This is a genomic window from Paenibacillus pseudetheri, from assembly GCF_924513355.1.
GTDB classification, from domain to species: Bacteria; Bacillota; Bacilli; order Paenibacillales; family Paenibacillaceae; genus Paenibacillus_AQ; species Paenibacillus_AQ pseudetheri.
This window is the reverse complement of sequence record NZ_CAKMAB010000018.1, coordinates 97,086-109,709: the sequence shown is the minus strand read 5'-3', so window position 1 is coordinate 109,709 and position 12,624 is coordinate 97,086. Positions and strand designations below refer to the sequence as shown.

The 12,624-nt window shown below is 40.2% G+C and carries 13 protein-coding genes; 12 read left to right on the top strand and 1 reads right to left on the bottom strand.

Going from position 1 to position 12,624, the window contains the following annotated elements; all coding sequences use genetic code 11:
• Window positions 1–381 precede the first annotated feature (381 nt).
• The 9 genes from L1028_RS17520 (at window position 382) to L1028_RS17480 (ending at window position 7,018) form a co-directional block, all read left to right on the top strand.
• Window positions 382–765, top strand: coding sequence for a hypothetical protein (locus L1028_RS17520; protein WP_234535976.1), 384 nt, complete (start codon window positions 382–384; stop codon window positions 763–765).
• Complete coding sequence (locus L1028_RS17515) at window positions 752–1,237, top strand: nitroreductase family protein (protein ID WP_234535974.1); 486 nt, start codon at window positions 752–754, stop codon at window positions 1,235–1,237. Before L1028_RS17520 ends, L1028_RS17515 begins: the two co-directional genes overlap by 14 nt.
• Before the next feature lie 11 nt (window positions 1,238–1,248).
• Entirely contained in the window at window positions 1,249–1,458 is a 210-nt protein-coding gene (locus tag L1028_RS17510; protein WP_234535989.1) for a hypothetical protein, read from the top strand.
• A 147-nt stretch (window positions 1,459–1,605) separates the two neighbouring features.
• Window positions 1,606–2,547 carry an aldo/keto reductase gene (locus L1028_RS17505; RefSeq protein ID WP_234535971.1) on the top strand — a complete coding sequence of 314 codons (942 nt, stop codon included), beginning with the start codon at window positions 1,606–1,608 and terminating at the stop codon, window positions 2,545–2,547.
• 166 nt (window positions 2,548–2,713) lie between these two features.
• Entirely contained in the window at window positions 2,714–3,370 is a 657-nt protein-coding gene (locus L1028_RS17500; RefSeq protein ID WP_234535969.1) for a TetR/AcrR family transcriptional regulator, read from the top strand.
• Window positions 3,371–3,400: 30 nt separating this feature from the next.
• Window positions 3,401–4,354, top strand: a complete 954-nt coding sequence (locus L1028_RS17495; protein WP_234535967.1) for an ABC transporter ATP-binding protein — start codon at window positions 3,401–3,403, stop codon at window positions 4,352–4,354.
• Window positions 4,332–5,213: an ABC transporter ATP-binding protein gene (locus tag L1028_RS17490; RefSeq protein WP_234535965.1), complete on the top strand. Its 882-nt coding sequence runs from the start codon at window positions 4,332–4,334 to the stop codon at window positions 5,211–5,213. Before L1028_RS17495 ends, L1028_RS17490 begins: the two co-directional genes overlap by 23 nt.
• Window positions 5,214–5,227: 14 nt before the next feature.
• Window positions 5,228–6,013 (top strand): ABC-2 transporter permease, encoded by a 786-nt coding sequence (locus L1028_RS17485; protein WP_234535962.1) that lies wholly within the window; start codon window positions 5,228–5,230, stop codon window positions 6,011–6,013.
• Window positions 6,014–6,124: 111 nt separating this feature from the next.
• The gene (locus tag L1028_RS17480) at window positions 6,125–7,018 is read left to right on the top strand and encodes a hypothetical protein (protein ID WP_234535952.1); all 894 of its coding nucleotides are present in this window, start codon (window positions 6,125–6,127) and stop codon (window positions 7,016–7,018) included.
• Window positions 7,019–7,125: 107 nt separating this feature from the next.
• On the opposite strand, the gene L1028_RS31310 is transcribed toward L1028_RS17480, so the two are convergent.
• Window positions 7,126–7,374, bottom strand: a complete 249-nt coding sequence (locus tag L1028_RS31310) for a DUF3955 domain-containing protein (RefSeq protein ID WP_279306873.1) — start codon at window positions 7,372–7,374, stop codon at window positions 7,126–7,128.
• A gap of 361 nt (window positions 7,375–7,735) precedes the next feature.
• Here L1028_RS31310 and L1028_RS17470 point away from each other — a divergent pair, with 361 nt between their 5' ends.
• From L1028_RS17470 to L1028_RS17460, 3 genes are all read left to right on the top strand, one after another.
• Window positions 7,736–9,295: a response regulator transcription factor gene (locus L1028_RS17470; RefSeq protein ID WP_234535949.1), complete on the top strand. Its 1,560-nt coding sequence runs from the start codon at window positions 7,736–7,738 to the stop codon at window positions 9,293–9,295.
• Window positions 9,292–11,070 (top strand): sensor histidine kinase, encoded by a 1,779-nt coding sequence (locus tag L1028_RS17465; RefSeq protein WP_234535948.1) that lies wholly within the window; start codon window positions 9,292–9,294, stop codon window positions 11,068–11,070. Before L1028_RS17470 ends, L1028_RS17465 begins: the two co-directional genes overlap by 4 nt.
• Before the next feature lie 185 nt (window positions 11,071–11,255).
• Complete coding sequence (locus L1028_RS17460) at window positions 11,256–12,566, top strand: ABC transporter substrate-binding protein (protein WP_234535937.1); 1,311 nt, start codon at window positions 11,256–11,258, stop codon at window positions 12,564–12,566.
• Window positions 12,567–12,624 lie beyond the last annotated feature (58 nt).

The window sequence follows — 12,624 nt, the reverse complement described above, 5'->3', positions numbered from 1 at the left end:
AAATTATTACTACACGAACTATAGCCAAAAGAAGTTAGCGAAACTAGACTGGTATATTTTGCAACGGTTAACACGGTGGTATGCAAAGAAAAGACAACGCAGAAGATGGATAGGCTCACTATCCGAGGTTAAATATATCGCCTTACAGCATGGACTTAAAACGTTATTGTAATCTGCATGCCCATGAGTGACGGACATCGGAAAGCCGTATGAGGGAAAACCTCACGTACGGTTTGATGAGGAGGGGCTGAATTTGTTCAGCCTTTTACTCTAGATCTGTCCCATGAAAATGATAACCTTGACAGTCTCAATTCGATCGTATACATTTGTATACATAAACGCAACGTATACATATGTATACAAACGAAAGGAGGAGTAACTATGCGTGATGGACATTTCGGAAAACGCGGTGATAGAGAACATGGGGAACACAAAGAACGTGGAGAGCATAGAGACCGCGAGCAAACGAGCAGACATGGGATGGATTCTATGGATGGTCCCCCAAAAAGTGCTCAAACTTTTCGTCGCGGCAGAGCTCTAGCATTTTTGGAAAAGCTTAATGTGAATCGAGCCACTTTACAGCGGCAGCTGCAAACACCGGAGCTGGATTCGATCAAGCAGGTGATTAGCGGTGAATTGAAGGCAACGGAAGCGATCATTGAAGAGTTTATCCATATTTTTCAGATTCATGAAGTAACGCCGGAAGATAAGACTGTTTGCGAAATTAAAAAAGAGGAGAATGATCAAAAAAATGAAAACCATTGATCTTATTAAAACTCGTAGAAGTATTAAGCAATTTAAGGCGGATTCGATTCATGAGGATGATTTATTGAATTGGCTGGAAGCAGCTAGTTATGCTCCAAACCATCGTATGAACGAACCTTGGGAGCTCCTTTTTATCGGGCCTGATACTAGAGCTAAATTAAAGCATAAGACGAATTTTGGAAGTGCTCCTGTCGTTCTTGCTATCTTATCTAAACCTGGTGCAACAGCGTTTGAACGTGACGAGAATGTTATGGCTGCCGCTTGTTTTGCACAGAACTTCTTATTAGCTGCACATGAAGTAGGGGTTGGAGCATATTGGGCTTCTTTAGGTGCTTTGCCTCATAATCGTGAAATTCTAGGTGTCCCGCAAGATTACGATGTGATTGGACTATTTGGCATTGGTTATCCGGAGGAAGTTCCAAATGCTAAGCCAAGAACACCGATGAAATCAAAAATCACATACTTATCTTAAAAGGTGATGGAATGTGGAAACTTAAGAGTTACTTAAGGCCATATTGGGTGTGGTCTGTGTTAGCACCACTTATGATGATGCTCGAAGTGTTTATGGATTTGCTTCAGCCTACACTAATGGCGAGCATTGTGGATCATGGGATTATGACGAAAGATTTATCACATTTGGACTTTAGAATGAATTGGAATGGTGTTATAGAGGATGTGAGAACGAAGAATTAGCGAAAATAAGGTCCATCCCTCCTGGGAGGATGTTAGATTTACTTCCAGTGAATGCTTACACCAACGTTCTGGCTTTTACGAGTCTCCTTAGTATAAAAAAGCACCGCCTGAAGAATTTTCAGACGGTGCTTTTTTTCAATTTCCAATATGATAGCTATAAATTTCTTTCTAACAAGGTCTCAACCGGAACGTTGGATCCATCAGTGGGTGCTTGATGAGGAGCAGAGTCGGCTGATCATAAAAAAAGCTCTAGAGCTCGGAATTAATTTTTTTGATACAGCTAATGTGTATTCTGACGGAACGAGTGAGGAGATTCTTGGACGAGCACTCAAGGATTATGCCAATCGAGATGAAATGGTCCTCGCGACTAAAGTTTATAATCGTATGCATGAGGGACCCAATGGTGCTGGGCTTTCCCGCAAAGCAATTATGAGTGAAATCGATAAAAGTCTTAAAAGATTGGGAACAGACTATGTGGATTTATACCAGATCCATCGCTGGGATTATCACACACCCATCGAGGAAACGATGGAGGCACTTCATGACGTGGTTAAGGCGGGTAAAGCAAGATATATCGGTGCTTCTGCTATGTATACTTGGCAATTTCAGAAAGCTTTATATGTAGCGGAGAAGAATGGTTGGACCCGATTTGTATCCATGCAGAATCACCTCAACCTTATCTACCGTGAAGAAGAGCGCGAGATGTTGCCACTTTGTAAGGAAGAAAAAATCGGCGTTATCCCGTATAGCCCGTTGGCCTCCGGTAGATTAACTCGCGATTGGACAGTATCAACCCATCGTTCAGAGACCGATCAAATCCAAAAATCCAAATATGACGGAACTACAGAAGCTGATCATTTAGTTGTGGAGCGGGTGGCTGCGATTGCCGGAAAACATGGTGTTCCGCGGATTCATATTGCCCTTGCATGGTTGCTACAGAAAGAACCGATTACTGCTCCAATCATTGGTGCTACGAAAATATCACATCTCGAAGATGCTGTAGGAGCGTTATCCATTACGTTAACAGCTCAAGAAATTACGTTCTTAGAAGAACCCTATACACCGCACCCAATTATTGGTTTTAATTAATACCGAGCACCGGAGGATAACGAATGTATGAACCATTGATTGGAAGGTCATTAAAGTTAAAAGTGAGTGATCACTCACTTTTTTGTTGACTCTCAAACTTTTGCGGTGTATATTCGAGTGAGTAATCACTCACTTTATCGATAGACTCTAAAAAAGGAGTAAAAAAATGACCCAAGATCTATTCAACTCACTAATTGCTGCTCAAAAGACAAAAACAGAAAAACAAAAAAAGATAATTGAAATAGCGATTAAGTTGTTCGCTGATAAAGGTTTTGCGAATACTTCTACGGCTGAAATAGCTAAATTGGCAAAAGTATCGGAAGGGACGATCTTTAAACATTACGGAACAAAAGATAAGCTTTTGCTCTCGATTATTCTGCCATTTGTGAAAGATTCTTTACCCACTATGGCAACTGAGGTTTTTAGTGAAGTCTTAACGGAGGATACGAAGACGTTCGAGCAATTTTTAACGGGATTTTTGAAGAATAGAATTGAGTTTTTTGATAGGAATAAAGAAATATTTCGAGTTTTTGTGAAGGAGATCATCTATAAGGATGAGCTTAAAAAAGAAATAGCCCCACATTTCATCAAAAATATCTCGCTACAAATTTCTCGTGTAGTAGAAGAATTCAAGCTGCGCGGAGAACTAAAAGATAAACCTACGGATCAGGTTTTGATTTATTTAATGACGGTTTGTGGAAGCTTCTTTGTATCTCGATTTGTATTGTTCGAGAACTACTCAATCAGTGATGAAGAAGTCGAAAATTTTGTTCATTTCGTTATGGATGGAATAAGGAATCCTTTATCTGAAGTCTCATCCTAATATTTCATTTGCTCAGAAAGGAGTATTTATATGGCAGTATTGCACATTGAGCATTTAACAAAAGATTATGGTCATCAGCGTGGTGTGTTCGATGTTTCATTCCAAGTTGAGAAAGGTGAAGTTTACGGATTTTTAGGACCGAACGGAGCGGGTAAAACGACAACGATTCGCCATATCATGGGATTTTCTCGTCCTCAGATGGGATACACCTTAGTTAATGGATTGAATAGCTGGGAGAGTGCCAGTGAAATTCAGAAGAATCTAGGGTATTTGCCCGGGGAAATTGCCTTGCCTGAAACACTGACGGGTACGCAGTTTATTAAGATGATGGCTGATTTACGTGGCCTAAATGATATGACTCATACCAATTATTTGATTTCAAAATTCGAGCTTGATCCTGCGGGAAGTTTAAAACGTATGTCTTTAGGGATGAAGCGGAAACTCGCGATTGTAACAGCTTTTATGCATAATCCTGCCGTACTTGTTCTCGATGAGCCTACAAGCGGTCTTGATCCTATCATGCAAAATGTATTTATTGATTTCATCAAAGAGGAAAAAGAAAAAGGGAAAACAATTTTACTGTCGAGCCATATCTTTAATGAGATTGACGCTACCTGTGACAAAATATCAATGATCAAAGATGGAAGGTTAATTTCAACCTTTATAGCCGATGAGCTTCGTCACAATGAGAGCAAATCCTTTGAATTTGAGTTCAACTCCAAAGAAGAGTTTAAACGTTTTAGTCTTGAGGTTCGGTCGCTACAAAACATTGAGGTAACTTCTCTAAAAGCGCATAACAATCAAGCGGAAATACGAGTGAATGATAACGACATCAACATTTTCATACGCACGATATCCGACTATGATTTGAAGTTTTTCTCTGAGATTAAGTTTACGCTTGAGGATTACTTTATGAAGTTCTATGATCGAAACTCTATTTCAGAGGGAGGTGCCTATCATAATGCCATTAATAGAAATCAATAATTTGACAAAAGATTATGGCCAAGGTCGAGGCATTTTTAACATCAATCTCTCGATTGAAAAAGGTGAAGTGTTTGGCTTTGTAGGCACAAATGGAGCAGGTAAAACCACAGTGATTCGTCACTTGATGGGTTTTTTAAAGCCACAGATCGGAAGTGTAAGGATAAGCGGAATGGACTGCTGGGAAGACTCTGCTGAGATAAAGAAAATGATTGGATATACGCCTGGTGAGATAGCGTTTCCCGATGCTCCAACTGGAACGGAATTCCTAAAACAGCAGGCTGAGCTGTTAGGACTCAAAGACATGACTTATGCAAATACAATCATAGAGAAACTCCAACTAGATCCAACAGCTAACTTGAAAAGAATGTCTAAGGGTATGAAGCAAAAGACTGCAATTGTCGCTACATTAATGGCTGATCCTGATATTCTGATTCTGGATGAACCAACAACAGGACTTGACCCTCTGATGAGAGCTGAATTTGTAGATATAATAAACGATGAAAAGAAAAAGGGAAAAACGATATTTATGTCGAGTCATATGTTTGAAGAAGTTGAACATACGTGTGACAAGGTTGCTCTTATTAAAGATGGTCAAATTATTGCTGTGAAATCAACCCGTGAGGTCAAACACAATGAAGAGAAAACTTACAAGATAGAGTTTACTTCGCATGAGGACTACCAACGCTTTTTAAAAGAACCTTTTGATTGTGCAAATCAACGCGAAAGTCACAATCAAGTCATTGTAAATATACATGATCGTCAGATCAATACACTCTTCAAAGTGCTTAAAGGGTATGAAATCAAGTTTATCACTGAGAACAAGTACACACTCGAAAAATACTTCAGAAGTCTTTACTAAAGGAGGAGAAACTAATGTTTAGTAAAACGATTTTTAAACAAACCTTAAAAGCCAATTTTAAGTTATGGTTTATTTTCACGATAATCATGAGTGTTTTTAGTGGCGTACTTATTGCCGTATTCGATCCAAAAACTTTATCCAGTATGTCAGATATGGTGAAGGATACACCCCTAGCGAACATGTTAGGATCAACCACTTTCCTTGGCATACTCTCTCAAACTTTTTACTCGGTGCAGGGTGTTATTCTGCCACTGATCTTTGTGATTATGACCGCTAATAGTCTAATCGCATCGCAGGTGGACAGAGGCTCCATGGCTTACTTGCTTTCAACGCCTATAAAAAGAAGTACAGTAGTCAGAACACAGGCCATCTATTTAGTATCATCACTTATTGCAATGTTTACGATTTTATCCATCGTAGGGGTAGTATCTGTTCAAGCTTTCCAAAACGATATTGATTTTAATATTTTGGATTTGCTTATCCTCAATCTAGGTTTGTTTCTCTTAATGTTTGCAACCAGCAGTATTTCATTCTTATTTTCTTGTATCTTCAATTTGTCGAAAAACTCACTCGCTTTTGGTGCAGGTATCCCACTTGCTTTCTTTCTCTTTGAATTGATGGGGAAGGTGGATAGCAGTCTGGAGGGATTTAAGTACATCTCACTGAATACACTATTTGATACGGATGCAATCATAAATAACGGTGATTATTGGATTCAATTTACTCTCCTAGGTGTAATCGGAATTGTACTTTACGCGATAGGCATACGTGTCTTTAAGGGAAAAGATTTGCCTTTGTAACATGATTTAGGAGAGGTTACAGACAACTAAAGGAAATATCTTCTTGTCTACTTTTTAAGATATTCTTGGTAAGGTAAGGGGATATCAATGAATAAGAGGTGATGAGTTGTAATGATTAAGAAATACTGCTTGTTCTGTGATGAGATGGTATCCATTACATCGGAAGGTGATTACGATAGATTTTTAGGCTGTAATTGTTCTCCTGACGGGTTCTATAACTTATTGAGAGACAGCTATGAGCCTATAAATTCTCTCGCGCATCCAAAGAAACGCGATATGTTTCATGTGATATCGGCTTATATACGGGAGCTGACAGATCGTGGAGAGAAGGTCAGTCTATCGGCCGACGATTTAGAATCCATTGTAAATTCCTCGAAGATTCCAGTGACGATTGAAGATAAAGGAAACCGTTTATTGCAATACTTATACAGACATTCTGAAGCCCCTGGGGAATCCGTTGTTATTCAACCACTCTCCAGTAGCTATAACCTGACGTATTCGCCTAATCTGCAAGAACTGGTATATATCATAGATAAGCTGATTAACGAGCAGTTTATGATCAGGGAAGGCATGACCTTTAAGCTGACGAACGAGGGATGGAATGAAGCTGCGGCAATCGCAGGAGGCAAAAAGTTAAAACCCTGTATCGTTCTAATGTCGGATGCGGAGGATTTGCACACGGAGTGGGTGGAAAAGCTGCTTCCTAAAATCGAGCAGTTTGGTTATATACCACGGTTACTAAGGCATACGACAACGCAAAACCGTGAACCGTATTCCTTAGAGCTTATAGAGGAGAGTAAACTGATTATCGCTGATTTAACCGGCCAATCCCCTGAAGTGTATTTTACTGCAGGATATGCGCTCGGGTTGAACATTCCAGTGACTTGGACTGTGAACAGCAGCGATGCTAATGATCTTTTCGTACAAGTGAAAAATATCCGTCCAATCGTTTGGGATACAGCCGAAGAGCTGGCTGTTTTACTCCAGCAGAAGTTGAGTTCATAAAGTCCATGTCATATTGAAATGAACACGATGTAGAAGAGAGGCCGCGAATTTTCGCGGCTTCTTTCTTTTCACTATAAAAGTTAAAGTTAATTTCCAACTCATGGCTATTACAAAATCTTTTTTCTTTTATGGAGGACTGAACCGAACCCTATGAATAGGAAAGCAATAATACTGCAGAATAAAAATAGGTAACTAAGCGGAACTAAGAAAAAGGCTGGTTCATGCAAGATTCCATCGGGTCCTACACTTGAACCCACCATACGTGAGATCACTAAACTGATGATGCTTAATAATAATGGCGAAGCAGCTAATAGATATTTTTTTTCATATGATATTCTCCTTTGCTTGATAACCATATAATACACAAGTTTTACTTGTTAATCAACATTAATTTATTGTAAAACGATATATCATTATTGTAAATCAAAATAATTAACTTATATTTGGAATTTGATTTGAAAATGAGGACTTGACCATAATTGTTGGTGAGGACTATTATTTGGTTTAAACAAAATTAAGTAAGTCTCAAGGCTTTATTTGTATAGAAGGTCGCTCCAAGTCGGATGGATTGAACAGTAACAGATAAATAGAAAACGGTTACATCCAATACTTCGATAGTATGAAGGAACGGCGTTCTGATCATTTGTATGACTTTTTAAATTTGTTCAATCAGTGAATGAACATAATAACAGGTTGAACAGCTGCAAGGGGGCAGATATGAAACCAATATTTAAGATTATGATTGTGGATGACGAGATGCTGGTTAGACAGGGAATTAAACATCTTTTGGATTGGGAACAAGAAGGGTATCGAATCGTTGGTGAGGCTTCTAACGGTGTTGAAGCACTGAGTATGATGGATGAGCTGAATCCTCATATTATTATTACGGATATCGTAATGCCAATGATGGGCGGGGAGAAGTTAGTCAAGATCGTTAAGGAGAAGTACCCACACATTGAAGTAATTGTCTTAAGCAGCTTCAGTGAATACGATTATGTCCGTTCCACATTTCAGAGTGGGGTAGCAGATTACATCCTGAAGCCGAAGCTGGAAGCCGATTATCTGTTGTCCATCCTAAATAAAACTACAGCTAAAATGGCAGGGATGAAGATGAGCGATCCAGGGGCCGATCCAGAGGAAAAGCAGCTTTTGTCCGCGATCGAGAAGCTCATGACGGGATATGAGTCAGTGCTAGAACCTGCTTTTCTTCATTCCAAGTTTCTACATGAAAAATTCGCATTTTTCGGAGCAGATATAAAGCATATTAAAGATTCTGGTGATAAGTTAACGTTCGCAAATGAAATCGAGAGAGGAATTCAAAAGTTAGCTTTGGATGATGTTGTGTTTATTCGACTAAAGTTTGTTAACGACTCGGTCATTTATTTGCTTAACGTTAATCCAGAACATTGGGACGAGCTTATGATTGAACTCCGTAATCTGATCTCGGAAATAGAACATCGTGTGAGAGAAACACATTTTATTATCAGTCAGAGCTTCGCGGACTTTGAGAGACTTGGTGAGATTTATCGAGACAATTACTTGAAGCTTACACGATACAGTTTCTATTTACCGGAACGAAGTCTGATTGAGAATGATCATTTGCCGGGTCTTCCGGGAGCGTGTCAGGAAATTGACATGGGAGAATTAATGGATCAGTTGAGACGTAAGCAATTCCAGAAGGCATTTACAGAATTTCTTGAATATGTCCATCTGCGTTCAATGGATTATCGCATTGATATTTTCGAATTTAAATCGCTATTGGGGAACTTTATATTTAACGTAGCGACCACGCTTGGAAAAATGAAGTTTGAAATCGGAGGACTGGAGGAGACCAAATACGATTACTTCCGAAAAATAGATGAAGCGATGTATGCAAGTGATGCTATTGCTGTTACCGAAGCATTCATTCGAGAAGTTGAGCGCAGTATTGGTGAGAAGACTTCATCGGTTAACCCTAATATGACAAAGCTGCTCGAATATATTCAGAATCATTATGCAGATCCGATCACACTGACAGGGGTAGCTAGACAGTTCCACTTCAATGCTTCTTACTTATCGAGTTATTTTACTGCTCATAATGGTGAAGGGTTTAGTGAGTACCTGAACAAAGTACGGGTGGAAAAAGCTATGGAGCTGCTCGAGATAACAGAGAAATCAATTTCCGATATTAGCGCAAGCGTGGGTTACTCAGATCAAAGTTATTTCACCAAGGTATTTAAAAAACAAACTGGTATTTCTCCGAGCCGGTACCGAAGACGGGACGTAGTGCAGCCATGATTGGAAATATCGTAAACAAGATCAGACAGCAGGGCTTATTTCTCAAGCTGTTTCTCGTGACGCTCATTAGTATCGCAACCGTATCACTCCTGACGCTGGCGATTACGATCAGTATGTCTGAGAAATTATTTTTACAGACCTTTAGTATAACAAACGGCAAACTGTTGAATCAGATGAAGACAAACCTGGAGTCTTATAACAACATTATTGCTACTGGCGCAACGATGATGGCTCAGAATGAGGCAATACGAAATTATTTATCAAGCGGAGAGACGGACGCAGTGAATCTTGCGATCAAAACATATCACATGACAGAAGGCATGCGGGCAATCCGCTATAACCTCAGCGCCGTTGATGTTGGTATCATGATCGTGGGCGTAAATGGCAGGAGTTATTCGACAGATCCTTGGTATTGGGACATTTCCGCAGATGAACTAATGGCTCACCCAATAACGAAGGAAACCATATCCCATCCTGATCAAATCCTGTACCAGCTCGATCTAAGGGAAAATAAAGAGAACGTAAAGGAGCCTATGCTGGTGGCTTCCAAAGCATTATTTGATCATTCGACCGGAAGAATCTATGGCACCATGTACGTAGCCATTCGAGATCGAGATTTCAAGCCCTTTTACGCTAACTTTACGAGTGAAGGTAATGACGTCGTGTTGTTGAATAAGAAGGGATTAATTGTATCCAGCAGCAAGACAGAAATGATTGGGCTCCGCGATAAAAAGCTGCTGCAAGAAGTAGAGGATGGAGGTAAAGATGGCGATTCTACCTATGTGATGGGGAATGAACGAATTGTTTTCTCGGAATACTTACCTGAATTTGATTTTTATATGGTGAACCTAATTGATAAGAACGCCGTGACCGGACAGATGGTGAATGCCAAAGCGGTGACGTTGACAATCATGGCTATCGTGGCAATATCGCTCATTATTGTTTTTTTGATTACCCGAAAAATGACGAAGTCTTTGCGTGTTCTCGTTAAGCAGATGTCGAGTATTCCTACGGGCGAGTTCGATAATCATGTAGATGTCACTAATAGTAGTTATGAAGTTAAGGAGTTAGGTAACGCCTTCAATTTTATGCTGGATTCACTTCATGATTATGTTGATAAGCTGATGGAGACTCAGAAGCAACAACGTAATGCGGAGCTGGCGGCACTCCAAATGCAGATTAACCCACATTTTTTATATAATACGCTGGCTTCGATCAAATTTCTGGTACAGCAGGGCAATAAGGAAAAAGCAGCTGGAACGATAAATTCACTAATCTCACTCTTGCAAAATACAGTAAGCGATGTTCATTCTACCATTCCTGTCAGTCAAGAATTGGAGTCTTTGAAGCATTATGTGTATATCAATCACGTGAGGTATGGTGAAAAGATCCGTGTGAATTACTTTGTGGAGCCAGAGAGCTTGGATTATCATATGCCGAAGCTAATTCTTCAACCTTTTATCGAAAATGCATTCTTTCATGCATTCAACCTTAAAGATGAGGGAAGAATTCTCATCATGATTTCCGTGCAGGAAGATGGGCTTGTATGTGAAGTTGTAGATAACGGTGATGGAATGGATCTTGACCCGAATTTGCTGGAAGAGGAGCAGCTACCAACTTCGAAGCACAAACGCCAACTGTTTTCCGGGATCGGTATACGAAATGTGGATGACAGAATCAAATTGTTATACGGTGAGAGATACGGGATTAATATTACAAGCAAACGGAATGAAGGTACACAAATCGTTGTTACACTTCCATTGTTAAAAAACTAAAAATTTTACATGAATCTAAAAATAGTACCAGAATCGAAATGAGAATCAAAATAGGACCCAATAATATCACCAAAGCTAACAAAGATACTGCCAAAGAAAACGAATACAAAATGATAAGATGGAGGCGTAGCAGAGAAAACGCTTCCATCTTTATTATTTTTCAGACTATCAAGGGGGTTTACGTAGTGAAAAAATTATTATCCGTAATGCTAGCTAGTGTGGTTCTACTGTCGGCATGTTCCACAGGTGGAACGAAAAATGAAACGAGCAACCCTGGTAACTCCGGAGCCGAAGGTAGCAGCAAGCCAAAAGAGATTACAGTTTGGGCTTGGGACCCGGCGTTTAACATTGCCGCTATGAATGTTGCCAAAGATGCGTATGCGAAAGTTAATCCGGACGTAACGGTTAACGTCGTTGAGAACGCGCAGGCTGATATCGTTCAAAAGCTGAATACGGGGCTAAATTCTGGTTCCACGAAGGGTCTGCCTAACATTGTATTGATCGAAGATTACCGTGCCCAGAGCTTCTTACAAGCGTATCCGGATTCTTTTTATGAATTGACGGATGTTGTAAAGGCTGCTGACTTTGCGGATTATAAGATTGGCCCTACCAGTGTTGACGGCAAACAATACGGTGTTCCGTTTGACTCTGGCGTAACTGGAATGTATGTACGGACAGACTATCTCGAGCAAGCAGGCTACAGCCTGGATGCCTTACAGGATATCGACTGGAAGCAATATATCGAGATCGGTAAAGCTGTAAAAGAGAAAACCGGCAAAAGCATGCTAACACTTGATCCGAACGATCTTGGACTTATCCGAGTGATGATCCAATCGGCGGGCGCATGGTATACCGGAGATGATGGTCAGACTCCGACCATAGAAAGCAACCCTGCTTTGAAAGAGGCACTTGTAATGTACAAAGAAATGATGGATTCCGGTATCGTAAAAGTAATTTCAGACTGGAGCCAGTTTGTAGGTGCATTCAATGGTGGTGAAGTGGCTAGTGTACCTACAGGTAACTGGATTACACCTTCGATTAAAGCCGAAGCTTCCCAATCTGGTAAATGGGCAGTAGCTCCACTACCTAAGTTAGGAACAACAGAAGGCTCTGTTCACGCATCCAACCTTGGAGGCAGTTCCTGGTACGTAATGAATGTAGAGGGTAAAGAAGCAGCAGCTGAGTTCCTATCTAAGACTTTTGCCTCTGATGCTGAACTGTATCAGACGTTGAATACAAAAGTTGGTGTTATCGGCACCTTGAAAGCTGCGGCGAGCGGTGAAGCTTACTCCGCTGCGGATGAATTTTTCAAAGGCCAAAAGGTCGTATCAGATTTTGCAGCATGGACCGAGCAAATTCCTAATGTCAACTATGGCATGAACACTTACGCAATCGAGGACATTATGGTTGTAGCAGTACAATCTTTTCTAGGTGGCAAAGATGTAGATACTGTTCTGAAAGATGCGCAGAAGCAAGCGGACACTCAAATTCGATAATCGCACTTAGGCTATACAACCGATGCCCTTGCTCCTTCTTCTCCTGTAAATTGGATTT

What these genes read in the sequence shown, in the direction of transcription:
- L1028_RS17520 (WP_234535976.1), top strand. Translation starts at nt 382, where the DNA reads ATGCGTGATGGACATTTCGGAAAACGCGGTGATAGAGAACATGGGGAA.
- L1028_RS17515 (WP_234535974.1), top strand. Translation starts at nt 752, where the DNA reads ATGAAAACCATTGATCTTATTAAAACTCGTAGAAGTATTAAGCAATTT.
- L1028_RS17510 (WP_234535989.1), top strand. Translation starts at nt 1,249, where the DNA reads ATGTGGAAACTTAAGAGTTACTTAAGGCCATATTGGGTGTGGTCTGTG.
- L1028_RS17505 (WP_234535971.1), top strand. Translation starts at nt 1,606, where the DNA reads ATGATAGCTATAAATTTCTTTCTAACAAGGTCTCAACCGGAACGTTGG.
- L1028_RS17500 (WP_234535969.1), top strand. Translation starts at nt 2,714, where the DNA reads ATGACCCAAGATCTATTCAACTCACTAATTGCTGCTCAAAAGACAAAA.
- L1028_RS17495 (WP_234535967.1), top strand. Translation starts at nt 3,401, where the DNA reads ATGGCAGTATTGCACATTGAGCATTTAACAAAAGATTATGGTCATCAG.
- L1028_RS17490 (WP_234535965.1), top strand. Translation starts at nt 4,332, where the DNA reads ATGCCATTAATAGAAATCAATAATTTGACAAAAGATTATGGCCAAGGT.
- L1028_RS17485 (WP_234535962.1), top strand. Translation starts at nt 5,228, where the DNA reads ATGTTTAGTAAAACGATTTTTAAACAAACCTTAAAAGCCAATTTTAAG.
- L1028_RS17480 (WP_234535952.1), top strand. Translation starts at nt 6,125, where the DNA reads ATGATTAAGAAATACTGCTTGTTCTGTGATGAGATGGTATCCATTACA.
- L1028_RS31310 (WP_279306873.1), bottom strand. Translation starts at nt 7,374, where the DNA reads ATGGTTATCAAGCAAAGGAGAATATCATATGAAAAAAAATATCTATTA.
- L1028_RS17470 (WP_234535949.1), top strand. Translation starts at nt 7,736, where the DNA reads ATGAAACCAATATTTAAGATTATGATTGTGGATGACGAGATGCTGGTT.
- L1028_RS17465 (WP_234535948.1), top strand. Translation starts at nt 9,292, where the DNA reads ATGATTGGAAATATCGTAAACAAGATCAGACAGCAGGGCTTATTTCTC.